Genomic DNA, 21197 nt, shown 5'->3' with positions numbered 1-21197 from the left:
CGGCGCCCGGCCCCCAAGACGCGCCCCGCGGCGCCCGGCCCGTTAGGCATGTCGGCAGATCGCCCCGCCCGGGTCCCGCGTCGCACAGGGAGCCTTCACGCGTCCCGGGCCAGCATGGCGGCCTTCGAGGTGGTTCCTCCCGGGGGAGCGGATGATGGCCTTCCTGCTGCGGGCCGCGCTGGTGGTCGGCGCCGTCTACTACCTCTCGCCGCTGCGCCTCGGATCGGGGGAGGACGCCGGGCCGGCGCCCGCTTCCGCGCCGGCGGCCGGCGCCGCGGGCGCGGCGGACGTGGTGGTCCGCCGGACCCTCGGGGCCCTGCCCGAGGAGGCTCGCGCCCAGGCGGTGCAGCAGGCGGTCCAGGCGGGCGCCGCGGAGGCCCGACGCCTGCTCGAGGGCGGCCTGCGGGCCGCGATCGCCGGTCCCGGGCCGGCCCACCCGCCGGCCTCCCGCGACACCCTGACCGCCCCCGACCGGCAGCCCTCCTGGCGGGGCGCCCCCGGCCGGGAGAGCCCGTGAGCCCGGATTGCCAGATGTTCCCGGTCTCTGCTTGCTCGCGGGGGACTTGCGCCGTCCTCGTCTCCACGCACGAGCGCATTCGGACGGAACCTTGGCATGGGGGCTCCGTTATGGCTTGACAAGCCGAGCGGCCGATCAAGGGACAACGCTGGTCCGCCCTGTGCCGGCTGTCGGAACTGCGACTCGGCGCCCGTTCGTGCCGCGCCAAAGCTTCGAGTCGTGATTCCTGTGCCTCGCTTCTTCTTCGACATCCTGGACTCCACGCAGAGCGTGCCGGACGAGGCGGGTCTCGACTGCCGCGATCTCGGCGAGGCCCACGATCAGGCGCGCACGCTCATCGCCGAGACCATGAACGGGCCCGAGGCGACGCGGATCGACTGGCGGCTCTGGCGCGTTGAGGTGCGCGACGAGGCCCGCACCCTCCTGTTCTCGGTGCCGTTCCCGCCCCAGCCGGGGTGAGGCGGGTCCCGCAGGGTCGGCGCGGCCGTGCGGCGCCGGCTGTCGTTGCTGCCGGCCGGTCGATCGGCCGGCCGTGCGGCCGCGGGCCACGATCCCGCGGCGGCGGCATCGATCTCGCCGTGCTGTCGCGGGCGGGCCGGGTGCGTCTCCACAGGAGAGCGCGTCGCCGGGAGGCGCGGCGGATTGCGCAAAAAGGCGCTGCCCTCCGCCGATCCTGTCGTTATACTCACCAGGAGTGTTGGCGGGCCGCGGCAGATCGTGGCCCGCAGGGTTGCCGGGAGTACGGCGCGGAGGCTGGGGCATCAGTCTCCTGATCGCCGGGTGGGAAGGATGCTGATGTCCGCACCAGAGGGTGATGTTCCGGCGGCACGGCTCACGGAGGCACTGGACCACCTGCTGCGGACGCCGCCGTTCGTGCGCTCGCCCAAGCTCGCGCGCTTCCTGCGGTTCGTGGTCGAGGAGGAGCTCGCCGGGCGCGGCCTCACCATCAAGGCCTACACCATCGCCACACAGGCCCTCGGCCGCGGCTCCGACTTCGACCCGAGCCTCGATCCGAGCGTCAGGGTCGAGGCGGGGCGGCTCCGGCGCGCCCTCGAGGAGGCCTATGCCCGGCACGGGGACGGGATCGTCGTCCGCATCAGCGTGCCGGTGGGCGGCTACCGGCCGGCCTTCGAGCGCCTCGACGCGGCCCCGGAGCCCATCCCGCCGCCTCCCGCCGCGCCGCTCGCCGCGCGCGAGGCGCCGGTCCCGCCCCCCGTGCCGTCCCCCTCCGAGACGCCCCCGCAGCTGGTGATCGGCCTCAGCCCCCGCGGCCAGACGGCGATCATCGCGCTCCTCGCCGGCATCCTGGTGGTGCTGTGCCTCGAACTGGCGGCGACGCTCGTGCTGCACATGGCGGCGGGCACGGAGGCCCGCCCGCGCGACGTCGCCGAGCGGGTGCGGTAGGCGCGCCCCGCCGCCGCCGCAGCATCCGCCCACGATCGCCCCCGGGGCGGCCGAGCGACGGGACGCGCCGCGGCGGACCCGAGAGGAGGGACCGCTCCCCCGCTCAGGTCCAGCGCGTGGCGAAGCGGGCGAGGTCGGCCGCGTTCGCGAAGGCGACGACGCCGAGGGTCCGGGTCTCCTCCGGCAGCCCCGGAAAGGGGGCGTAGGTCACGCTCCGAAGGCTCAGGGCCGCGCTCGGCGCCTCGGCGGCGGACCAGTCCCGGACCTCGTCGGCGAACGTCCCGGGCGCCTCCGGCGCCACCAGCCCCGACCGCTCGCGCAGGGCGATGACGTAGGGGCCGAGGTCCGGGTGCTGCTCGCGCAGGATCTTGACGATGTCGATCATCGCCGGGGATCGCGGTCAGAAGCTCTGCGGCTCGTTGATCTGCACGACGGGCTGGCCCTTGAAGAAGTTCGGGATGTCGCCGAAGATTTCCTTGCCGTGCTGCGCGCCGGCCTTCTTGAAGTCCTCGAGCGACCGGAAGGTGAGGAGCGCCATCACCTGGAAGGGCGCCGGGCTGCCGTCCGGGGTGCCGCTCGCGCGCACGACCTCGGCCTTCTCGAGGCCCATCGAGGACCAGCGCTCGCGCACGAGCGGCATGTGGCGCTTCAGGTAGTAGTCGAGGTCGAAGGCCGCCGCGTCGGCGCCGCCCGGATACATCACGCTGACCAGGATCATGGCGGTAGGGTCCTCCCAGGGGCTCGTGGCCGGCCCGCCGGCAAGAGAGAGCACCGTTCCGCCGGCGGCGCAACTCGGCCGCGGCGACGCGGGGGGGCCCCGCCCGCGGCGCGGCTCAGTGCAGCTTGATCCGCGGCACCGTGTGGCGGGTGAGCGCGCGGGCCGCGGTGTCGAGGGCGACCTTCCAGGTGCCGTGCAGCGCCTGCTGGTGCATCTTGTAGAGCGACTGGTACATCATGCGGGCGAACAGGCCGGCGATGAAGACGTTCTTGCCCCGGATGAACCCCATCAGGTTGCCCACGGTGGTGTACTCGCCGAGGGAGACGAGGGAGCCGAAGTCGCGGTAGCGGAACGGCGCAAGGGGGCGGCCGGCGAGGCGGTTCGGCATCTGGCGCAGGAGGTGCGTGGCCTGCTGGTGGGCCGCCTGGGCCCGGGGCGGCACCGGCGCCCGGGTGCCCGGATCGACGAGGTGGGCGCAGTCGCCGATCGCGAACACGTCGGGGTCGCGGGTGGTCTGGAGGGTCGGGGTGACGGCGAGCTGGTTGTTGCGGGCGCTCTCCAGCCCGTCGAGGTCGCGCAGGAAGTCCGGCGCCCGCACGCCCGCGGCCCAGACCACCAGCTCGGAGACCACGAAGCGGCCGTCGGCGAGCTGCACCCCGTCGGGCCGCACCTCGGTCACCCGGGCCCGGGTCAGGACGTCGACGCCGATCCCGGCGAGGAGCGCCATCACGTCCTGCGCCAGCCTCTCGGGCACGGCCGGCAGGATCCGGTCGGCCGCCTCGATCAGCGTCAGCTTCAGGTCCTTCTCGGGGTCGATCCGGTCGAGGCCGGTGGCGGCGACCTGCCGGGTGGTGCGGTGCAGCTCGGCCACGAGCTCGGTGCCGGTGGCGCCGGCCCCGATCACCGCGACGTGGAGCTGGCCGGAGCGCACCGGGCCGGCCTGGGAATGGGCCCGGATCATCGCGTTGACGAGGCGCCGGTGGAAGCGCTCGGCCTGGTCGGGCGTGTCGAGGGCGATGGCGTGCTGCTGCACGCCGGGCGTGCCGAAATCGTTGCTGGCGCTGCCGACCGCGATCACGAGCGTGTCGTAGGGGATCCGGCGCTCGGGCGTGACCTCGCGCCCCTCCGCGTCGTGGCTGGCCGCGAGCTGGATCGTGCGGGCGGCCCGCTCGAGGCCGGTCATCTGGCCGATCCGGTAGCGGAAATGGTGCGCGTGGGCGTGGTGCAGGTAGTCGACCGCGTGGTGGCCGACATCCATCGACCCGGCCGCGACCTCGTGCAGGAGCGGCTTCCAGATGTGGGTGCGCGAGCGGTCGACCAGGGTGACCTCGGCCTCGCCGCGCCGTCCGTAGCGGTCGCCGAGCTTGGTGGCGAGCTGGAGCCCCGCCGCGCCCCCGCCCACCACCACGATCCTGTGCGCTCCCGTCCCGGTCTCGCTCGCCACGGCGCCCCTCCCCCGACCTGAGCGGACGACTTTAGCCGCACGGCTCCGGCGGTGTGCAACAAATCGCCGGCCCGGACGGGTGGACGATCGTCCGGGGGGCGCGGTCCGGGGCGCCCGCCGGGCGCCCGCGGCCGCCGGGACCGCTCACCCCCAGACCTCCGGCTCCGGCGGGTGCACGACGCTGCCCTCGAAGCGCAGGCCCGGGGTGCGGTCGCGGGCCAGCAGCAGCGGGCCGTCGAGGTCGACGACCTCGGCGAGCCCCGCCAGCAGCATGGCGGGCGCCATCGCCAGCGAGGTGCCGAGCATGCAGCCGACCATGATCGAGAGGCCCCGCGCCCGGGCCGCCCGGGCGAGCAGCAGGGCCTCGGTCAGGCCGCCCGCCTTGTCGAGCTTGATGTTGATGGCGTCGTAGCGGTCGCTGAGGGCGTCGAGGCCGGCGCGGTCGTGCAGGCTCTCGTCGGCGCAGATCGGGATGGTGCGGGCGACCCGCGACAGGAGCGCGTCGTCGTCCGCCGGCAGCGGCTGCTCGATCAGAGCGACGCCCGCGGCCGCGCAGGCCGCGAGGTTCGCCGCGAGCGTCGCGGGGCTCCAGGCCTCGTTGGCGTCGACGACGAGGCGGGACGCGGGCGCCCCCCGGCGCACCGCCGCGATGCGCTCCGGATCGCCCGCGCCGCCGAGCTTCACCTTGAGGAGCGGGCGGGCGGCGGCGGCGCGCGCCGCCGCCTCCATCTCCTCCGGGCCGCCGAGGCTCAGGGTGTAGGCGGTGGTCACCGGGACCGGCGCCGCGAGGCCGGCGAGCGCGTGGGCGCGCACCCCGCGCCGCTTGGCCTCGAGGTCCCACAGGGCGCAGTCGAGGGCGTTGCGGGCCGCCCCGGCCGGCATCCGGGCGAGGAGGTCGTCGCGGGTGAGGCCGCCCGCGACGGCGTCGCCCTGCGCCGCGATGAGGTCGCGCACGCCCTCCACGGTCTCGCCGTAGCGGGCGTAGGGCACGCACTCGCCCCGGCCGGCGAGCGTCCCGTCGGAGATCTCGGCCACCACCACCACCGCCTCGGTGCGGCTGCCGCGCGAGATGGTGAAGCGCCCGGCGATCGGCCAGCGCTCCACCGCGACGGCGAGGCGGATCACGCGGAGGCTCCCGCCGCCCCGGCCGCCGCGGCGCCGGCCGGCGCGGCCCCGGCCGCCGGGAACTCGGCCACGAGGCGGTCGACCAGGGTCTCGACCCCGAAGCGCACCGGGTCGGTCGCCGGGAGGCCGTGCTCGGCGGCGAGCCGCTCCAGCACGGCGCGGGCCTCGGCCTCCCCGAGCGCCTGCGTGTTCACCGCGATGCCGACCGGCCGGATGCCCGGGTTGGTCAGGCGGCCGCAGCCGATCGTCAGGTCGATCACCTCCCGGATGGAGGGGAGGGGGTGCTGCACGCCGCGCATCCGGGTCCGGGTCGGCTCGTGGCAGATCACGAAGGCGTCCGGCTGGGCCCCGTGCAGCAGGCCCAGGCTGACGCCCGCGAAGCTCGGGTGGAACAGCGAGCCCTGGCCCTCGATCAGGTCCCAGTGCCCGGCGGCGGCGGCGGGGGAGATCCACTCGACCGCGCCCGAGATGAAGTCCGCCACCACGGCGTCGATGGCGACGCCGCGGCCGGAGATGAACACCCCGGTCTGGCCGGTGGCGCGGAAATCGGCGTCGAGGCCGCGGGCCCGCATGCCGCGCTCGAGCGCCAGCGCGGTGTACTTCTTGCCCACCGAGCAGTCGGTGCCGACGGTGAGCAGGCGCAGGCCGGAGCGCTTGACGCCCTTGCCGGTGTCGAAGCGCTGGTCGGAGTGGCGCACGTCGTGCAGCCGCCGGCCGGTCCGCTCGGCCGCCGCCGCGATCGCCGGCACCGAGCCGAGCCGGGTGTGCAGCCCGCTCGCCACGTCGAGCCCGGCCTCCATGGCGGCGACGATCGAGGCGACCCAGTGGTCGGGCAGGACGCCGCCCGCGTTGACCACCCCGACGATCAGGGTGCGGGCGCCCTTCTCCACCCCCTGCGCCAGGGTGAGGTCGGGGATGCCGAGGTCGGCCGCGCAGCCGGGCAGGCGGAGCTGGCCGACGCACCAGTCGGGCCGCCAGTCCACGATGCCGTAGGCCGTCTTGGCGGCGAGCCGGTCCGGCACGTCGCCCAGGAACATCAGGTAGGGGGTGGCGATCTGCATGAGTGTCCGTATCCGTCGGGGGCAGCCGCGTCCGCCGGGCAAGCGGCGGGCCGCCCGATCTCCTCGCGCCGGCACCTTCACCCGCGCTGCCGCGGCGTGCAACACGGGAGCGCTGGCCTGCGCCTTGCGTCGGGCGGCGCATCGGGGCCTTCGCCCCGGCGGCCAAGCGGCCCCGCGCCCCTTCCGGGAGCGGTCGGGCCGACGGTCTCCGCAGGGCTCCCCGCCCGCGTACTCCCGACCCTTGACGGCGCGGCACGGGATGGCGGACGTAGGGCCCTGCCCAAAAGGAGAGCACGAATGCGCTTGAGAAGCCTGCTTCCCGTCCTGCTCGCCGGCCTCGCGGCCGCGCCGGCATCCGCTCAGGACCTGACCGGGACGATGAAGAAGATCAAGGAAACCGGGCAGATCACGCTGGGCTACCGCGATTCCTCCGTGCCGTTCTCGTACCTCGACGGAAGCCAGAAGCCCGTCGGCTACGCCATGGACATCTGCAGCAAGGTCGTCGAGGCCGTGAAGGCCGACATGAAGCTCGACAAGCTCGAGGTCAGGCTCAACCCGGTGACCTCCGCGACGCGCATCCCGCTGATCGCCAACGGCACCGTCGACCTCGAGTGCGGCTCGACCACCAACAACGCCGATCGCCAGAAGCAGGTCGCCTTCACCAACACCCACTTCCTGACCGCGAGCCGCTTCGTCGCCAAGAAGGCGAGCAACGTCTCGAAGTTCGAGGACCTGAAGGGCAAGGTGGTGGTCTCGACCTCCGGCACCACCAACATCAAGCAGATCAACGAGTACAACGCGGAGAAGAAGCTCGGCATCACGATCCTGCCGGCCAAGGACCACGCCGAGGCGTTCCTGATGGTCGAGACCGGGCGCGCGGTCGCCTTCGTGATGGACGACGTGCTGCTCGCCTCGCTCGCCGCCGGCTCGAAGGACCCGAACGCCTACCTCATCTCGTCGGACGCGATCTCGAAGCCCGAGCCCTACGGCATCATGCTGCGCAAGGACGACGCCCCCTTCAAGAAGGTCGTCGACGCCGCGACCGCCGCGTTCTACCGCAGCCCCGAGGGCAAGGCGGCCTACGACCGCTGGTTCACGAAGGCGATCCCGCCGCGGGACATCAACCTCAACCTGCCGATGAGCGAGGCCCTCCAGAAGGCCTTCTCGACCCCGAGCGACAGCCCGGACCCGGCGATGTACTGACCGCCGGCCCGCCCCCGGGGCGGGCCGTCCCCGGCGCGCCGCTCGGGGGGCCCTCCCGGGACGGCGGAGCGGCGATCCCGGGGGCCGGGCGCGAAAATTCCCGGTGACGGCGCGCCGGGCCCCTTCCGTCCCGCCTCGCCCGGGCCGGAAAACCGTCTACCATCGCGCGCGGCGCGGCTCCCGAGGCAGGGCATGAACTACAACTGGAACTGGGGCATCTTCTTCGAGGCCTCGCCCGAGGGGACCGGCACCTACGCCGACATGCTGCTGTCGGGGCTGATCTGGACCATCGTCACGGCCCTCTGCGCCTGGGTGATCGCCTTCGCGGTCGGCTCGGTCATCGGCGTGATGCGGACCCTGCCGGGCCGGGTCCCGCAGGCCTTCGGCAACGCCTACGTCGAGCTGTTCCGCAACGTGCCCCTGCTCGTGCAGATGTTCCTGTGGTTCTTCGTGCTGCCCGAGGTGCTGCCCGAATCCTGGGGCACCTGGCTGAAGCAGATGTCCAACGCGCCGTTCTACACCGCGGTCGTGTGCCTGGGCCTCTTCACCGCCTCGCGGGTCGCCGAGCAGGTCCGGGCCGGCATCCAGGCCCTGCCGCGGGGCCAGCGCATGGCCGGCACCGCGCTCGGGCTCACCACCGCGCAGACCTACCGCTACGTCCTGCTCCCCAACGCCTACCGCATCATCCTGCCGCCGATGACCTCCGAGTTCCTCAACAACCTCAAGAACACGTCGGTGGCGCTGACCATCGGGCTGCTGGAGCTCACCGCCCGGGCGCGCTCGATGCAGGAATTCTCCTTCCAGGTCTTCGAGGCCTTCACGGCCGCGACGCTCCTGTACATCCTGATCAACCTCGTGGTGGTGACCGCCTCGGGGCTGCTGGAGCGCCGCTTCGCGGTGCCCGGCCGCTAGGGGGCCGGGCCCGCTCCGCCCGCTAGGGGCCGGGCCCGCTCCGGCCGCGGCGGCCCCGGGCCTTCACGGCGTCGCGCAGCCTTCGTGGTGCCGCGCCGACCCGGTTTCCACCATGCCGGGAATTGCTCTAGATCTCCCGACCTCCTCCCGCGCGGATTGAGCCCTCGATGTTCGCCAACTTCGACTTCAGCGTCATCCTCACCTCGCTGCGCTACCTCTTCCTCGACGGGATGACGTTCACCCTGACCCTGACCGCGCTCGCGGCGGTGGGCGGCGTGGTGCTCGGCACGCTGATCGCCATGATGCGGCTGTCGGGCCTGCCGGTGCTGCCGCAGGTCGCCAAGGTCTACGTCAACTTCATGCGCTCGCTGCCGCTGGTGCTGGTGATCTTCTGGTTCTACTTCCTCGTGCCGTATATCGGGCAGTGGGCGACCGGGGCGGAGCGGCCGATCCAGGTCGGCGCCTTCACGTCCTCGCTCGTCACCTTCACGCTGTTCGAGGCGGCCTACTTCTCGGAGATCATGCGGGCGGGCATCCAGTCGATCCCCCGGGGCCAGGCGGCGGCCGCCTCGGCCCTCGGCCTCACCTACTGGCAGTCGATGAGCACCGTCATCCTGCCCCAGGCCTTCCGCAACATGCTGCCGGTCCTCCTGACCCAGACCATCGTGCTGTTCCAGGACACCTCGCTCGTCTACGTGCTGTCGATCACCGACTTCCTCGGCGCCGCCTCCAAGGTGGCCCAGCGCGACGGGCGCCTCGTCGAGATGTACCTGTTCGCGGCGGTGGTCTACTTCGCCGTCTGCTTCGTCGCCTCGCTGCTCGTGCGCCGCCTGCAGCGCCGCGTCGCCATCATCCGCTAGGCGCGCCACGCGCCCGGCGGCCCGTTCGAACGTCCCGAGGCGGGCCCGCGGCGAGCCGCGGCCCCGCTCTCGGGCCCTGCCCAAGGGACAGCCCCATGACCTCGTCCGCGATGCCGCCCCCCGCCACCGCCCCGGAGCCCCAGCGGCCCGGCGCCGGCGCGCCGCCCTCCAGCCCCGTCGCCGCCCCGCTCGCGGGCCCGGCGCCCGCGGCCGCGGCGGGCGTCCCGATGATCGCCATCGACCAGGTCAGCAAGTGGTACGGCGACTTCCAGGTGCTGACGAACTGCACGACATCCGTCGTCAAGGGCGAGGTGGTGGTGGTCTGCGGCCCGTCGGGCTCGGGCAAGTCGACCCTGATCAAGTGCGTCAACGCCCTCGAGCCGTTCCAGAAGGGCCAGATCACCGTCGACGGCACCAAGGTCGTCGACAGGCGCACCAACCTGCCGCAGCTGCGCTCGCGGGTCGGCATGGTGTTCCAGCACTTCGAGCTGTTCCCCCACCTGTCGATCACCGGCAACCTGAGCCTCGCCCAGCGCAAGGTGCTGGGGCGCGGGCGCGAGGAGGCCGAGGCCAAGGGCATGGCGCTCCTGGAGCGCGTCGGGCTCAAGGCCCACGCCCACAAGTTCCCGGGCCAGCTCTCGGGCGGGCAGCAGCAGCGCGTCGCCATCGCCCGGGCGCTGGCCATGAACCCGGTGGTGATGCTGTTCGACGAGCCGACCTCGGCCCTCGACCCCGAGATGGTCGGCGAGGTGCTCGACGTGATGGTGGAGCTCGCCCGCGAGGGCATGACCATGATGGTGGTGACCCACGAGATGGGCTTTGCCCGCAAGGTCGCCAACCGGGTGATCTTCATGGACCGCGGCGAGATCGTCGAGGATGCCCGCAAGGAGGATTTCTTCGGCTCGCCCCGCAGCGAGCGCGCCCAGACCTTCCTGTCGAAGATCCTGTCGCACTGAACCGAAGGAACGCCGTCGATGAGGATGATCGGCAACTGGCGCTCGGCCGCGGCCTTCCGGGTCCGGATCGCCCTCAACCTCAAGGGCCTGCCCTACGAGGAGACCTTCATCGACCTCGATGCCGGCGACCAGCACCGGCCGGAGTTCCGCGCCATCAACCCGCAGGGCGCGGTGCCGGCCTTCTTCGACGGCGACGGCCCGCCGCTGACCCAGTCCCTGGCGATCCTCGAGTACCTGGAGGAGACGCACCCCGAGCCGGCCCTGCTGCCGCGCGAGCCGAAGGCCCGCGCCCGGGCCCGCTCGCTGGCGCAGGTCGTCGCCGGCGACACCCACCCGCTCTACGTGCCGCGGGTGCGCAGCTACCTCACGGACGACCTCGGCCTGCCCCGCGACACGATGCTCGGCTGGCTCAGGCACTGGTTCGGCGCCGGCCTCGCGACGCTCGAGACCCGCCTCGCCACGGAGCCCGGCACCGGGCGCTACTGCCAGGGCGACGCGATCAGCCACGCCGACCTCTGCCTCGTCAGCCTCTGGGTCGGCACCGCGATCTTCTCCGTCGACACCGCGCCCTACCCGACCGTGCGGCGCATCGCCGAGGCGTGCCTGGCGCAGGACGCCTTCGCGCGGGCGCATCCCGGGCGCCAGCCGGGTGCGCCGGCCTGAGGCGCGGGCCCCGGCCGGAGCCGGCCGAACGGACCCCCGGCGCGCCCTCAGGTCGCGGAGCGTGGGCGGGGGAGGGCTGCGGCGCGGGGCTCGACGCCCGCCCGCCCCGCGCCACCTTGACCGGGAGGAGCACCCCGCCATGCCGCTCAGACCCTTCGCCCGCCTGCGCGCCGTCCCTCTCCTGGCCGCCGCCCTCCTGGCCCTCGCCGGCCCGGCCGCCCGCGGGCAGGGGGCGCCCCCCGGGATGCCGGGCGCCGGGGCGATCCCGTCCGACGACGCCCGCCTGCTCCCGGTCTTCGCGCCCCACGGCATGGTGGCCTCGCAGGAGGCCAAGGCCACCCGGGTCGGCGTCGACGTCCTCAAGCGCGGCGGCAACGCCGTCGACGCCGCGGTGGCGGTGGGCTTCGCCCTCGCGGTGACCCTGCCGAAGGCCGGCAACCTCGGCGGCGGCGGCTTCATGATGGTGCACCTCGCCGCCCGCAACGAGACGGTGGCGCTCGACTACCGCGAGACCGCCCCGGCCGCCGCCGCCCGGGACATGTTCCTCGACCCCTCCGGCGCGCCCGACCCGCGGGCCTCGACGGCGACCGGCCGGGCGGTGGGCGTGCCCGGCACCGTGCGGGGCCTCGCCGAGGCGCTCGCCCGCTACGGCTCGGGCCGCTTCAGCCTGGCGGACCTGATCGCGCCGGCCGAGGCCCTCGCCCGCGAGGGCATCGCGGTGGACGAGGACCTCGCCGATTCCCTGCCCCGCGCCGCGGCGCGGCTCGGCGCGTGGCCGTCGACCCGGGCGGTCTTCTTCAACGGCACGCGGCCGTTCGGCTGGGGCGAGCGGCTGGTGCAGCCCGACCTCGCCGCCACCCTGCGGGCGATCCAGGCGGGCGGGCCGGACGCGTTCTACCAGGGCCCCGTCGCCGAGAGGATCGCGGACGCGGTGCGGGCGGCGGGCGGGGTCATGACGCCGGCCGACCTCGCCGGCTACCGGGTGGCGGTCCGCCGGCCGGTGCGCGGCAGCTACCGGGGCTACGACGTCGTGGCGATGCCGCCGCCGAGCTCCGGCGGCGTCCACCTGATCGAGATCCTCAACATCCTGGAGGGCTTCGATCTCGGGGCGTCCGGGGCCGGCGGCGCGGCCTCGGTGCATCTCCTCGCTGAGGCGATGAAGCAGGCCTACGCCGACCGCGCCACCTTCCTGGGCGACCCCGACCGGGTGAAGGTGCCGGTGGCGGGGCTGACGGCCAAGCCCTACGCGGCGCTGCTGCGGTCTCGCATCGACCCGGACCGGGCCCGCCCGGCCGAGGCCGTCAAGGCGGGCGATCCCCTGCCGTTCGAGCCCGACCAGACCACGCACTTCTCGGTGGTCGACCGGGACGGCAACGCGGTCTCGAACACCTACACGCTGAACTTCTCCTACGGGCTCGGGCTCGTGGCCGAGGGCACCGGCATCCTCCTCAACAACGAGATGGACGATTTCTCCGCCAAGCCCGGCGCCCAGAACGCCTACGGGCTCGTGGGCGGCGACGCCAACGCGGTGGCGCCGGGCGCCCGGCCGCTCTCCTCCATGACCCCGACCTTCCTGTTCCGCGACGGCCGCCTCGTCCTCGTCACCGGCAGCCCGGGCGGCAGCCGCATCATCTCGACGGTGCTCCAGGTGGTGGTCAACCTGATCGACTTCCGCATGAACCTCGCCGAGGCGGTGGCGGCGCCCCGGATCCACCACCAGTGGCGGCCGGACGCGCTGCTCGTCGAGACCGGGCTGTCGCCCGACACCCTGGCCCTGCTGCGCCAGCGCGGCCACCGGGTCGTGGTGGGCTCGACCTCGGGCTCGGCCAATTCCGTCCTGGTCGCCCCCGAGGGCCTGGCGGGCGCCGCCGACCCGCGCCAGCGCGGCACGCTCGCGGACGGCTACTGATGTCCTCAGCGCGCGGCCCCGATCGCCGCAGGGCGGCGCCACGGGTCAGGCGCGGCGGAGCGCGGGTCCGACGGGCTCTGACCCGTGATGCCACCATCTCGCGCGGCTGCCGGAGCGCCCCGGAGGATCAACTCGGCCGCGGCAGGACGTCGTCCGGCACGGCGCGCTGGAGGCTCGCGGCGTCGGGGACGTCCGCGAGGCCAACGCGATCCCGCACCAGCGCGGCGTAGGCCGCACGCTGCCCTGGCGTCACGGGAGCGAGCCGGTCTCCGGCCAGATCGGCCGCGACCTGAAGCGGATCGAGGTGGTAGGCGTGCAACTCGGTCTCGGTGCCGGCCTTCCGGAGGCGGGCCCGGAACGCGTCGGCGACCTCCTGGGCCTGCGGATGGTGGAAAACGTCCCGCAGGGTGTCCCGGATCCTGCCCCAGAACTGCCGCTTGAGATCGTCGGGAACGTCCGCGGCCGCGTCGACGATCCCGTAGGGCTCCTCGTTGAGGTCGTCGGGCATGGCGGTGGATCCCTGGTGTCGGCGGTCGGGGTCAGAAGGTGTAGGCCGCTCGGTCGGCGAGCCTCACCGGCGTGAGGCCGCGGATCGCACGCCGAGTATGGAAACTGATCTGGTCGCAATCCGCAATCACCAGGCGCTGGGGCCAAAGCGTCACCGGCCCGTAGACGACGTCGTACGGCGCAGGCCGGGGCGGAATGCGCTGGTGCGGGGCGAAGCCGTGCCGGCAGTCCGTGACCAGATTCCAGAAATCCCGGATCGGGCGGACGAAGGTCAGGCTGTCCAGGCCCGCCAGCCAATCCCTGTCGAGATCGAAGCCGAGCACGACGGCGTGCAGCCCGGGCTGAGGCGGTGCTCGCAAAACCCTGGTGTTGGCCCACTCCCTGGCCTGATGCAACCGGGTAGTGACGTAGAACCCTTGTCCAAAATCGGTGTTCGGGCGGCATAGCGCCAAAGTGACGACAAATGAAAGCGGCGTTCCGAGAGCTGCGTTGGGCGCCACTGCGGCCGAAACGTCGTCCGTCCCATGGTAGACGCGCAGGACAGGGTTGCTCCATACTGGCATGTCTCGTCCTTGCCGCCGCGTACCCAGCGTTACACGGGCTTGGAGCGATGGCAATCCGCGATCTCGCGGCGATCCTGAGCGCGGTGGCTTGGCCTTGCGTCGTTCTGACGATCCTGTTCGTGATGCGGGCCGAGCTCTCCTTCGTCGCCGGCGCGCTCGCCCGCAAGATCGAGCGCGCCAGGAGGCTCAAGGTCGGCAGGTCCGGGCTCGACGTCGTCGAGGAGGTCGTGCGGCGCAGTATCGTCCTCGCCGCCCGGCGCGCCGGCGGCGGGCGAGTCCCCATCGCCGACGAGGAGCCGACCGCGTGGCCCGAGCGGGCGACGCCTGGCGGATCGCCTGGGCCGGTTGACGCTCGCTCTCGGGCTGCCGCGCCGAGCCCCGGCCGCGAGCGGCAGCGAGGGCCGGGTGGTCGCCCTGGCGACCGCCATCGCCCTGGCTCCGAGGCCATGCGACCTCGCGCGGGTCGCGCTCCCCGCGCAATCGGCGGATTTTAACTTCACCCGCGACCGCATCGTCCTGGCGCTGCTCGCGCTCCTGTCCAGCCAGGCGCCGGGACGGGCGCCGGCGCGCATCGACCATCCTGTCCGCGGTCGAGCACCGGAGCGGTGCGGACGCGCACCCGTCCCTGCGGCGGCTGGTGGACAAGACGCGCGGCATCCTGGCGGATCTGGGCGACTGACCGGGGGGAGCGGCCGGCGCGTCCGCCGGCCGCGGCCGCGACGGGATTAAGGAGCGGGCCCCGCTCGTTTACCCACCATGATGCTTCGCAAGAGACCCGACGTCCTCGACCTCCTGGTGCCGCTCCGGCGCTACGCCCGGTCCCTGACGCGCGACCCGGGCCAGGCCGACGACCTCGTGCACGACACCCTCGTGCGCGCCCTCGAGCGGCAGGGCACCTTGCGGCCGGGCACCAACCTGCGCACCTGGCTGATGACCGTGCTGCACAACGCCTTCATCGACGACCAGCGCCGCCGCAAGGTGGAGGCGCGCTACGCCGACGCCCTCGGGCACATCGCCGACGCCGCCGTGCCCCCGGCCCAGGAGGGCCACGTGCGCCTGGCCCAGATCCGCGAGGCCTTCCACCGCCTGCCCGACGAGCAGCGCGAGGCGCTGCACCTCGTGACCATCGAGGGGCTGGCCTACCAGGAGGCGGCGGACGTGCTCGGCATCCCGATCGGGACGCTGATGTCGCGCCTGGGCCGCGCCCGCGCCGCCCTGCGCAGCATCGAGAGCGGGGCGGCGCCGCGGCTGCCGGCGCCGGAGGCGCCGCCGGTGCGGCAGGCCCCGCGCCTGCGCGTGGTGCAGGGAGGCGGCCCGTCCGCGGACGCCTCGTGAGGCGGCGCGGCGGAGCCGGAGGGGGAGCGTGGAGGCGATGATGGACCCGATCACCGAGGCGGACCTGAACGCCTACATCGATGGGCAGCTCGATCTCGGCCGGCGGATCGAGGTCGAGGGGCACCTCGCCGCGCATCCCGAGACGGCCGCCCGGGTGATGGCGGACCTGCGCACGCGGGACGCCCTGTCGGCGGTGTTCACGCCGCCGCCGGGCCTGCGGTCCGGCCCGGTGCCGGAGCGCCTCCTGGGCGCGGCCCGCCGCCTCGACCGCACGCTGGCCTTCCGGCGCATCGGGGCCCGCCTCCAGCGCGCCGCCGTCATCGCGCTCCTGGTCGGGGCGGGCTGGCTGCTGCACGCCGAGACCGGCGGGTTCGGGGTGCCCGGCACCATCGCGTCGACGCATTCCCCGGCCTTCGTGGAGGAGGCCCTCCAGGCGCGCCAGGCCACCCTGGTGCGGGCCCGCGTCGCCTCGCAGCGTCCGACGCCCGCCTACGACCGCCGGGAGGTCGAGGCCGCCACCGGCATCGCCCTGCCGGACCTGCCGAAGGACTGGCGCGTCGACGACTTGCAGATCTTCCCCTCGCGCAGCGGCGCGGGCGTCGAGGTCGCCATCGACGCCGGCAGCCTCGGCAAGGTCGCGCTCTTCGCCACCCGCACGGCCGACGCGGAGGCACTCGCGCCCGAGGTCGCCCGCTCGGCCGACGCCGTGACGGTGTACTGGAAGGCCGGGCACGCCGCTTACGCCCTCAGCGGCTCCGGCAACGAGCCGGACCTCGGCCGCGCCGCCGCGACGCTGGCCGCGCTCCGGCCCTGAAGGCCGCCCCGATCCGCCCGGCCCGCGGGACGGGCCGGCCGATCCCGCCCTTGATCAAGCATCCCCCGACGGCGGCCGGGCGCGCAGCGCCCGGTCCCGCGCACCGGAGACCTTTGCCCGATGAACACTCCCTACGCCTGGCAGACGCCGGCGGCACCGGCCGGCGCTGCCTTCGACGAGGGCCTGCGCCAGCACATGCTGCGGGTCTACAACACCATGGGCCTCGGCCTCGCGCTCACCGGCCTCGTGGCGCTCGGCGTCGCGTCCACGCCGGCGCTCGCCAGGCCGCTGTTCGGCACGCCGCTCAAGTACGTCGTGATGCTGGCGCCGCTCGCCTTCGTGATGGTCCTGTCGTTGCGCATGGAGCGCCTCTCGGCCGCCACCGCCCACGCCCTGTTCTGGGCCTTCTGCGCCGTGATGGGGCTGTCCCTCGCCTCGATCTTCATGGTCTTCACCGGGACCAGCATCGCCCGCACGTTCTTCATCACGGCGGCGATGTTCGGGGCGACCAGCCTCTACGGCTACACGACGAAGCGCGACCTCTCGCGCATGGGGTCGTTCCTGGCCATGGGCCTGATCGGCCTCGTCATCGCCTCCGTGGTGAACCTCTTCCTCGGCTCGAGCGCGCTGCAATTCGCGATCTCGCTCATCGGGGTGGTGGTCTTCACCGGGCTCACCGCCTACGACACCCAGTCGATCAAGGAGCAGTACGCCGAGAGCTGGGGCCAGGAGGCGTCGTCCAAGCTCGCGGTGTTCGGGGCGCTGTCGCTCTACCTGAACTTCATCAACCTGTTCCAGCTCCTGCTGAACCTCACCGGCGACCGGGAATAGGCGGGCCGCCCCCGCGGCCTGCGCTGCCTGCAACCTCCCCATGCGGCGCGCCGCCTGAACCCTCGCGCCGTTCCCGCCTTATGCTGCAATGCAGCAACGGGAACGGCAATGCAGCACACGCTCGAGCAGACCCTCCGGGCCGAGCCAGCCTCCGGCCGGCCCGCCGGCCTGGCGCTCCTCGCCCTGGCGGCGGCCTCCTTCGGGATCGGCACCACCGAGTTCGTCATCATGGGCCTCCTGCCCGAGGTGGCGGGCGACCTGCGGGTCACGATCCCGCAGGCGGGCCTGCTGGTCTCGGCCTACGCGCTCAGCGTGACCTTCGGCTCCCCGGCGGTGGCGATCCTGATCGCCCGCCTCGACCGGCGCCGGGCGCTGCTCGCGCTCGTGGGCCTCTTCATCCTCGGCAACGCGCTCTGCGCGCTGGCGACGGGCTACGGCCTCCTGATGCTGGCCCGGATCGTCACGGCCCTGTGCCACGGCGCCTTCTTCGGGCTCGGCTCCGTGGTGGCGGCGGACCTCGTGCCGGCCCGCCGCAAGGCCAGCGCCATCGCCATCATGTTCACCGGACTGACGCTCGCGAACGTGCTCGGCGTCCCGTTCGGCACGGCGCTCGGCCACGCCCTCGGCTGGCGCGCGACGTTCTGGGCCGTCGTCGGCATCGGCTTCGCGGCCGCCGCGGCTTTGTTCGCCTGGCTGCCGCGCAACCTCCCCCGGGAGGGCGGCAACCTCCTGGCCGAGGTCCGGGTGCTGCGCCGGCCGCAGGTGCTGCTCGCCATGCTGCTCAGCGTGCTGGCCTCCGCGAGCCTCTTCAGCGTCTTCACCTACGTGGCGCCGCTCCTCGCCGCCACCGCCCGGGCGACCCCGAACGAGATCACCGGCGTGCTGCTGCTGTTCGGGGTCGGGCTGACGCTCGGCAACACGCTCGGCGGGCGCCTCGGCGACTGGCGCCTGATGCCCTCCGTGATCGGCCTCGCCCTGGCGCTCTGCGCCACCCTGCTGGGGCTCGTGCCGGCGACCCGCGCCCTGGTGCCGGCCACCGCCCTCATCGGCGTCTGGGGCGTGCTCGCCTTCGCGCTGGTGGCGCCGCTGCAGATGCGCGTGCTCACGGCCGCGGACGGCGCCCGCACCCTCGCCTCGACGGTCAACCAGGGCGCCTTCAACTTCGGCAACGCGACCGGCGCCTGGCTCGGCGGCGTGGCGATCGGCGCCGGGATCGATTACGGCCACCTGCCGCTGATCGGCGCCGGCCTCGCCCTCGCGGTGGCGGCGGTCGGGGTGGTGGCCCACCGCACGGACCGGTGAGGCGGGCGCGCGGACGCGGGCGGGGCTAGCCGCCCGCGTCCGGCGGCAGCCCGGCCAGGGGGTCGAGGGCGGCGACCCCGAGCGCGGTGAAGCGCAGGGGCGTGCGGGAGAGGACCGTGAGCCCCCGGGCCCGGGCCGTCGCGGCGATCAGCAGGGTTCCGGTCTCGACCGCGTCCGGGCGGACCGCCTCCCGCAGGCCGGCCGCGATGAGGGCCACGTCGGCGTCGACCGGCAGCAGGCGGGCGGAGAAGTCGCGCAGGAGCGTGGTGCGCAGGGCCTCGATCGCCGCGGCCCGCCCGGCGCGGCCCTGGCGGCGCAGCCGGATCAGCCCGGCCTCGATCTCCATCAGGGTCACGACGCTCACGCAGAGCAGGCGGTCGTGCCGGTCCATCCAGGCGATCACGGCCTCGGCCTCGCGCCGCCGGGCGGGGTCGAACAGCGTCGCGATCGTCGTGTCGAGCAGGTACATCGGTCCTCGCGGGTCCGCGGCGGGGTGGCGTCGGGTCGGCCGTGCGCTCAGGCCGCGTCGGCCGGCCCCGGGACCTGGGGCGACGGGGGCTCGGCGAGGATCTCGGCGTAGCCCGGCTCGCCCGCCTCGCCCGCATGGGTGAGGAACAGGGCCGCGAGGGTGCCCGGCTGCCCCTGGCGCCCCTGCCACTCGGCCTCGGAGACGACCACCACGGCCTCCCGGGGCGAGCGCGTGATGCGCTGCGGCTCCCCCGCGAGCACGCGCTCGACCAAAGCCGAGAGCTCGGCCCGCGCCTTGGGCAGGGAGTGGGTGGGCAGCGGCTCCGGCTTCATCAGGTCACGACCTTCGGTCCGTCTCGGGCGATCCTTGTACCGGAGCGGGGCCGGGTTGCCCAGGAAGCCGCGCGCCGACGCTCCGGCGCGGGCCGTGGCGGCCTTCAGCGCCTCGGCCCGCGGCCTTCAGCGCCGCGGGCGCGGTCCCGGCGGCACCGGTGCGGGCCCGGCCCGGCGCCCCGCCGCCAGCCAGTAGACGAGGCCGGCGACGCCGCCGGCCAGGAACAGCACGGCCGTCACCCGGCCCTCCGCCGCCCCGGCCGGGCCGGCGGCGGCGCCGCGCACGCCCCGCATCAGCCAGGGCAGCAGCGCCGTGAGGAGCCCCGTGGCGCCGCCGTACCAGGCGAGCGAGCGCCAGCCCAGCACCTCGCCCACGAGGGCGTTCAGGGCCGGCGGCACCACCACGAGCAGCACGAGGGCGCGCCCGAGGGCGAGGGCGGCCTCGACCAGGCCGGGATCGGGCAGGTAGCCCTCGGCGAGGTCGGAGAGCACGGCGGCGATGCCCGAGAGCCCGAGCGAGCCGGCGAGGTCGCGCAGGGCCGGATCGAGCAGCACGCCGGCCCCGAGGACCGCCGCCCCGGCCGGGATCGCCAGGAGCAGCGCCACGCCGATCACGAGGAGGCGGCCGAGCAGGCGCATCGGGCCCTACGGCGCGGCGGCGAAGGGCCCGGGGCAGCGCCGGTCCCTCGGGGGCGCGGTGGGCGCGCGGCGCGGCGACGGCTTGCGGAGCATTCCGGACCTTTCGTAAGGGAGCAGCGACCCTAGAATCCTCCGGGCCGGGAATCCAGGCCGGGGGAGAGCTGGAGCCGAGGGACGCCATGCCGGCCACCGCCCCCGAGCCGCGAGCCATGATCGCGCCGCCCGCCCGGCCCGGCTCCGTTCCCCGCGCCACGCTCAAGGCCCGGCCGGGCCCGGCCCGACGCGCCGCGGCCGCATCGACGCCGGAGTGACCACTGTGCCCGACCGCTTCCTGCGCATCGCCCTGACGGCCGCCCTGGTGCTGCTCGCGCTGTTCGTGGCGCAGCCCTACCTCACCGGGCTGCTGTTCTCCGTCGAGACGCCGCGCGCCGTGACGGCGCGGGGCGACCTCGCGCCCTCCGAGGCCGCGACCGTGGCCCTGTTCGAGCGCGTCGCGCCCTCGGTGGTCTACGTCTTCAGCAAGCGGGCCGCGCGCGACCGGGACCTGATGCAGGTCGATCCCTACAGCGGGGAGGGCCAGCAGCAGGGCGGCGAGCAGACCGGCTCCGGCTTCGTCTGGGACGCGGCCGGCCACGTCGTCACGAACAACCACGTCATCCAGGGCGGCGGGGAGATCTCGGTGCGGCTCTCCACCGGCGAGGTCGTGCCCGCGAGCCTCGTCGGCACGGCGCCGAACTACGACCTCGCGGTGCTGAAGCTCGGGCGCGCCAGCAGCACCCCGCCGCCCATCGCCATCGGCACCTCCGCCGACCTCAAGGTCGGCCAGTCGGTCTTCGCCATCGGCAACCCGTTCGGCCTCGACCACACCCTGACCACCGGCGTCGTCAGCGCCCTCCAGCGGCGGCTGCCGACCGCGGAGGGGCGCGAGCTCTCCGGCGTCATCCAGACCGACGCGGCGATCAACCCGGGCAATTCCGGCGGCCCGCTGCTCGATTCCGCCGGGCGCCTGATCGGGGTCAACACCGCGATCTTCTCGCCGTCCGGCGCCAGCGCCGGCATCGGCTTCGCGATCCCGGTCGACGTGGTCAACCGGGTGGTGCCGAACCTGATCCGGACCGGGCGCACGCCCACGCCCGGCATCGGCATCGTGGCCGCGCCGGAGGAGGCGACCGCCCGTCTCGGCATCGACGGCATCGTGGTGGTGCAGGTGCTGCGCGGCTCGCCCGCGGCGGCGGCGGGCCTGCGCGGCCTCGACGCCTCCGGGGGCCTCGGCGACGTCATCGTGGGCGTGAACGGCCGGCCGGTCCACCGCCTGCCCGACCTCACGGCGGCCATGGAGGCCGCCGGGATCGGGCAGAGCGTGACCCTCAAGATCGACCGGGACGGGCAGGCCCGGAGCGTCACGGTGACGCCCGCCGATGTCGGCCGGGTGCGGCCGTGAGGGCATCGCCCGCACCCCCGCGCGCCGCTACGCTGCGGGCCGACGCCGAACGGGAGCCCTGGATCGTGAGCCCACGCCCGACCGCCGCGCGACCGCGCGCCGCCGCAGCCCTCGCCGCGGGAGGCCTCGCGGCGGCGTGCCTGGCCGGAGGCCTGCTCGCCGCCGGCCCCCTGCCGGCGGGGGCGGGCGAGC

Annotated in this window: 25 protein-coding genes; 15 read left to right on the top strand and 10 right to left on the bottom strand. The window is 74.4% G+C overall.

Annotation, left to right across the window (positions count from 1 at the left end):
- The first annotated feature begins 154 nt into the window (after positions 1–154).
- The 3 genes from DT057_RS23340 to DT057_RS23330 all read left to right on the top strand — a co-directional run bounded on the left by DT057_RS23340 (position 155) and on the right by DT057_RS23330 (position 1921).
- Positions 155–517 carry a hypothetical protein gene (locus tag DT057_RS23340; RefSeq protein ID WP_162501481.1) on the top strand — a complete coding sequence of 121 codons (363 nt, stop codon included), beginning with the start codon at positions 155–157 and terminating at the stop codon, positions 515–517.
- A 228-nt stretch (positions 518–745) separates the two neighbouring features.
- The gene (locus DT057_RS23335; protein ID WP_128564504.1) at positions 746–976 is read left to right on the top strand and encodes a DUF6894 family protein; all 231 of its coding nucleotides are present in this window, start codon (positions 746–748) and stop codon (positions 974–976) included.
- 336 nt (positions 977–1312) lie between these two features.
- Positions 1313–1921, top strand: a complete 609-nt coding sequence (locus DT057_RS23330; protein ID WP_128564495.1) for a hypothetical protein — start codon at positions 1313–1315, stop codon at positions 1919–1921.
- 103 nt (positions 1922–2024) lie between these two features.
- Here DT057_RS23330 and DT057_RS23325 read toward each other — a convergent pair whose 3' ends face one another.
- The 5 genes from DT057_RS23325 to dgcN form a co-directional block, all read right to left on the bottom strand.
- Positions 2025–2306 (bottom strand): hypothetical protein, encoded by a 282-nt coding sequence (locus DT057_RS23325; protein WP_128564494.1) that lies wholly within the window; start codon positions 2304–2306, stop codon positions 2025–2027.
- 15 nt (positions 2307–2321) lie between these two features.
- Entirely contained in the window at positions 2322–2639 is a 318-nt protein-coding gene (locus DT057_RS23320) for an EthD family reductase (protein WP_128564493.1), read from the bottom strand.
- A 115-nt stretch (positions 2640–2754) separates the two neighbouring features.
- Positions 2755–4083 carry an NAD(P)/FAD-dependent oxidoreductase gene (locus tag DT057_RS23315; RefSeq protein WP_128564492.1) on the bottom strand — a complete coding sequence of 443 codons (1329 nt, stop codon included), beginning with the start codon at positions 4081–4083 and terminating at the stop codon, positions 2755–2757.
- 144 nt (positions 4084–4227) lie between these two features.
- The gene (gene dgcA, locus DT057_RS23310) at positions 4228–5208 is read right to left on the bottom strand and encodes an N-acetyl-D-Glu racemase DgcA (protein WP_128564491.1); all 981 of its coding nucleotides are present in this window, start codon (positions 5206–5208) and stop codon (positions 4228–4230) included.
- Positions 5205–6269, bottom strand: a complete 1065-nt coding sequence (dgcN, locus tag DT057_RS23305; RefSeq protein ID WP_128564490.1) for an N-acetyltransferase DgcN — start codon at positions 6267–6269, stop codon at positions 5205–5207. Before dgcN ends, dgcA begins: the two co-directional genes overlap by 4 nt.
- 297 nt (positions 6270–6566) lie before the next feature.
- Here dgcN and DT057_RS23300 point away from each other — a divergent pair, with 297 nt between their 5' ends.
- From DT057_RS23300 to ggt, 6 genes are all read left to right on the top strand, one after another.
- Positions 6567–7472, top strand: coding sequence for an amino acid ABC transporter substrate-binding protein (locus DT057_RS23300; protein WP_128564489.1), 906 nt, complete (start codon positions 6567–6569; stop codon positions 7470–7472).
- 192 nt (positions 7473–7664) lie between these two features.
- Positions 7665–8384 carry an amino acid ABC transporter permease gene (locus DT057_RS23295; protein ID WP_128564488.1) on the top strand — a complete coding sequence of 240 codons (720 nt, stop codon included), beginning with the start codon at positions 7665–7667 and terminating at the stop codon, positions 8382–8384.
- A 167-nt stretch (positions 8385–8551) separates the two neighbouring features.
- Positions 8552–9244: an amino acid ABC transporter permease gene (locus tag DT057_RS23290; protein WP_128564487.1), complete on the top strand. Its 693-nt coding sequence runs from the start codon at positions 8552–8554 to the stop codon at positions 9242–9244.
- A gap of 227 nt (positions 9245–9471) precedes the next feature.
- The gene (locus DT057_RS23285; protein WP_128564503.1) at positions 9472–10200 is read left to right on the top strand and encodes an amino acid ABC transporter ATP-binding protein; all 729 of its coding nucleotides are present in this window, start codon (positions 9472–9474) and stop codon (positions 10198–10200) included.
- 18 nt (positions 10201–10218) lie between these two features.
- A complete protein-coding gene (maiA, locus tag DT057_RS23280) occupies positions 10219–10863 on the top strand; it encodes a maleylacetoacetate isomerase (RefSeq protein ID WP_128564486.1) in 645 nt (214 codons plus the stop codon).
- A 139-nt stretch (positions 10864–11002) separates the two neighbouring features.
- The gene (ggt, locus tag DT057_RS23275) at positions 11003–12772 is read left to right on the top strand and encodes a gamma-glutamyltransferase (RefSeq protein WP_128564485.1); all 1770 of its coding nucleotides are present in this window, start codon (positions 11003–11005) and stop codon (positions 12770–12772) included.
- Between the two features lie 127 nt (positions 12773–12899).
- Here ggt and DT057_RS23270 read toward each other — a convergent pair whose 3' ends face one another.
- Positions 12900–13280: a hypothetical protein gene (locus DT057_RS23270; protein WP_128564484.1), complete on the bottom strand. Its 381-nt coding sequence runs from the start codon at positions 13278–13280 to the stop codon at positions 12900–12902.
- Positions 13281–13311: 31 nt separating this feature from the next.
- Positions 13312–13842 carry a DUF3990 domain-containing protein gene (locus DT057_RS23265; RefSeq protein ID WP_128564483.1) on the bottom strand — a complete coding sequence of 177 codons (531 nt, stop codon included), beginning with the start codon at positions 13840–13842 and terminating at the stop codon, positions 13312–13314.
- A 47-nt stretch (positions 13843–13889) separates the two neighbouring features.
- Between DT057_RS23265 and DT057_RS23260 the strand changes: the two genes are divergently transcribed.
- The 5 genes from DT057_RS23260 (at position 13890) to DT057_RS23240 (ending at position 18124) form a co-directional block, all read left to right on the top strand.
- On the top strand, positions 13890–14336 hold the full coding sequence (locus tag DT057_RS23260) for a hypothetical protein (protein WP_128564482.1): 447 nt from the start codon (positions 13890–13892) through the stop codon (positions 14334–14336).
- A gap of 262 nt (positions 14337–14598) precedes the next feature.
- Positions 14599–15177, top strand: a complete 579-nt coding sequence (locus tag DT057_RS23255; RefSeq protein ID WP_128564481.1) for a sigma-70 family RNA polymerase sigma factor — start codon at positions 14599–14601, stop codon at positions 15175–15177.
- A 37-nt stretch (positions 15178–15214) separates the two neighbouring features.
- Positions 15215–15991 (top strand): anti-sigma factor family protein, encoded by a 777-nt coding sequence (locus DT057_RS23250; protein WP_128564502.1) that lies wholly within the window; start codon positions 15215–15217, stop codon positions 15989–15991.
- A 120-nt stretch (positions 15992–16111) separates the two neighbouring features.
- The gene (locus DT057_RS23245) at positions 16112–16822 is read left to right on the top strand and encodes a Bax inhibitor-1/YccA family protein (RefSeq protein ID WP_128564480.1); all 711 of its coding nucleotides are present in this window, start codon (positions 16112–16114) and stop codon (positions 16820–16822) included.
- Between the two features lie 108 nt (positions 16823–16930).
- The gene (locus DT057_RS23240) at positions 16931–18124 is read left to right on the top strand and encodes an MFS transporter (RefSeq protein WP_128564479.1); all 1194 of its coding nucleotides are present in this window, start codon (positions 16931–16933) and stop codon (positions 18122–18124) included.
- Between the two features lie 25 nt (positions 18125–18149).
- On the opposite strand, the gene DT057_RS23235 is transcribed toward DT057_RS23240, so the two are convergent.
- The 3 genes from DT057_RS23235 to DT057_RS23225 form a co-directional block, all read right to left on the bottom strand.
- The gene (locus tag DT057_RS23235) at positions 18150–18593 is read right to left on the bottom strand and encodes a PIN domain-containing protein (protein WP_128564478.1); all 444 of its coding nucleotides are present in this window, start codon (positions 18591–18593) and stop codon (positions 18150–18152) included.
- A 47-nt stretch (positions 18594–18640) separates the two neighbouring features.
- The gene (locus DT057_RS23230; protein WP_128564477.1) at positions 18641–18925 is read right to left on the bottom strand and encodes a type II toxin-antitoxin system prevent-host-death family antitoxin; all 285 of its coding nucleotides are present in this window, start codon (positions 18923–18925) and stop codon (positions 18641–18643) included.
- Positions 18926–19051: 126 nt separating this feature from the next.
- Positions 19052–19564, bottom strand: coding sequence for a hypothetical protein (locus DT057_RS23225; protein ID WP_128564476.1), 513 nt, complete (start codon positions 19562–19564; stop codon positions 19052–19054).
- Between the two features lie 316 nt (positions 19565–19880).
- On the opposite strand from DT057_RS23225, the gene DT057_RS23220 reads away from it, so the two are divergent.
- Complete coding sequence (locus DT057_RS23220) at positions 19881–21005, top strand: S1C family serine protease (protein WP_128564501.1); 1125 nt, start codon at positions 19881–19883, stop codon at positions 21003–21005.
- Positions 21006–21197 lie beyond the last annotated feature (192 nt).

It is taken from the genome of Methylobacterium crusticola (genome assembly GCF_003574465.1).
Taxonomy (GTDB): domain Bacteria; phylum Pseudomonadota; class Alphaproteobacteria; order Rhizobiales; family Beijerinckiaceae; genus Methylobacterium; species Methylobacterium crusticola.
This window is presented reverse-complemented; position numbering and strand designations above follow the sequence as displayed.